The organism is Streptomyces sp. NPDC005070 (assembly GCF_053600395.1).
In genome coordinates, this window is sequence record NZ_JBSFZS010000420.1 from 1 (window position 1) to 1,944 (window position 1,944).

The following is a 1,944-nucleotide window of genomic DNA, read 5'->3' on the forward strand; positions in this document are numbered from 1 at the left end:
CGTGGAGGACAAGGTGGCGAAGCTCCTCGAATCCAAGCGCGCGCTCGCCGACGCCGTGGTCGGCTCCGGTGAGGCCGCTCTGACCGAACTATCCGACACCGATCTCGCCGAACTCGTCACCCTGGGAAGGCCGTCATGAGCCCCTCCTCCCCCGGCCCGCGCCACACACCCACCCGTGGCAGGGGTTCCTTCGCCGCGACCTGGTGGGGCCAGGCATGGGTGACGGCCCTGGAGGACTCCACCCTGGACTCGGGACGCCTGTCCCGCGGACGCACCTACGCCCGCCAGGGCATGGTTGGCCCCGTCACCATCGCCCCCGGCCAGGTCAAAGCCGCCGTCCAGGGCAGCAGGCCCCATCCCTACCGTTCCACCGTCCGCCTGCCCGTCCTCACCGACGCCCAGTGGGACACCCTCCTCGACACCATCGCGACCCGCGCCGGCCACCTCGCCGCACTCCTGGACGGCGAGATGCCCGCCGAACTCGTCGACGACGCCCGCCACGGCGGCGTCCCCCTGCTCCCCCAACCCACCGAACTCGACCCCGAATGCTCCTGCCCCGACTGGGGCTACCCCTGCAAACACGCCGCCGCGCTCTGCTACGCCATCGCCTCCACCATCGACGCCGACCCCTTCGTGCTCTTCGCCCTCCGCGGCCTCAGCCGCGAGGAGGTCCTCGGTCGGCTGCGCGCCCGTCGTACTGCCGCCCAGGCGACCTCCAACCCACCGGCCCCAGCCGGCCTCCCGGCCGCCGGCGCCTACGCAGCCTGGACCGCCCTGGCCGATGGCCCTCCGCCCCTGCCCGAACTCCCCGAACCGGCCCCCCACACCGCCCTGGTGCCTGCCGCCCCGCCATCCGGCGCCGGTCTGTCCGCCGAGGACCTCGAACGGCTCATGGCGGACACCGCCGCACGCGCAGCCCGGCTGCTCACGGGCGACACCACCAGCCTGCACCTGTCCCAGCACCAGGACGCGGCACGGATCGCCGCGAGCAACTGCAGCCCTAAGTGGAACCACCACCTCATCCGGAACACCGGTGCCAAACCGACCGCGTTCGCCCGCCTCGCCTGCGCCTGGCGCCATGGCGGCCCCACCGGCATCACCGTCGCCGAACAGCCGCACACCCCCGACCCGACGGCGATGACAGCCGCCCGCACCGCCCTGACCGAAGCTCTCACCGAAATGATCACCAACCCGGTCGCCGTCAGACGCTGGCGCAACCGTCTCACCCTCCCCCACCACGGCATCCAGCTGCGCCTGGGCACCGACACCCACTGGTACCCGTACCTCCAAGACGACGACGGCGACTGGTGGCCAGCGGCGCCTGCCTGCCCTGACCCCGTCACGGCGCTCACCTCCGTCTGGCAGCAAACCGAGAGGTAATGCGTACGACAGCCCCGTAAACCCGCCGTTGCTGAGTCCGTAGTCAGGTCTCAGCATTCCGGGCATTTCTGCCCGGAAGGTCCGTCACATCACCAAAGCGTCAGGACTTCGGCTTGAGGACGGTCTCTCGTTTCCTCCTGCCGCTGGTGCGGCAGGGTTTCGCCACCTGCCCGCCCCGCACTCGCCTTGTGGCGGGTGCGGATGGCGCGGGTCTTACGGTCGGCTCCGCGAGGCTTCGACACTGCTTGTGCGGTGTCCAGGTCTCCGGCCACTCCGGTACCGGTCGAGCTGGCAGCCGCGAGTGCGGCCAGGTTGCGGGCGGCGTTGTCGTCCCGGTCGATGACCAGGCCGCAGGCGTCGCATTCGTAGGTCCGGACGTGCAGCGGCAGCTTGGCTTTCACCGCGCCGCAGCCGGAACAGGTTTTGGAGGAGGGGAACCAGCGGTCGGCGGCGATGAGGCGGGTGCCGTGGCGCTGGCGGGTTTTATAGGTGAGGGACGACAGCAATCCTCCTGCACGGAGTGGACGATCGGAAGCCAGACACGCTCGGCTACGACCTGACCCG

General features: G+C 70.9%; 2 protein-coding genes. One reads left to right on the forward strand and one right to left on the reverse strand.

Going from position 1 to position 1,944, the window contains the following annotated elements; all coding sequences use genetic code 11:
- Positions 1 to 135: 135 nt before the first annotated feature.
- A complete protein-coding gene (locus ACWEBX_RS39780; protein WP_451889578.1) occupies positions 136 to 1,380 on the forward strand; it encodes an SWIM zinc finger family protein in 1,245 nt (414 codons plus the stop codon).
- Between the two features lie 89 nt (positions 1,381 to 1,469).
- Here the strand turns inward: ACWEBX_RS39780 and ACWEBX_RS39785 are convergent, their stop codons facing one another.
- Entirely contained in the window at positions 1,470 to 1,886 is a 417-nt protein-coding gene (locus ACWEBX_RS39785; protein ID WP_451889579.1) for a zinc ribbon domain-containing protein, read from the reverse strand.
- Positions 1,887 to 1,944 lie beyond the last annotated feature (58 nt).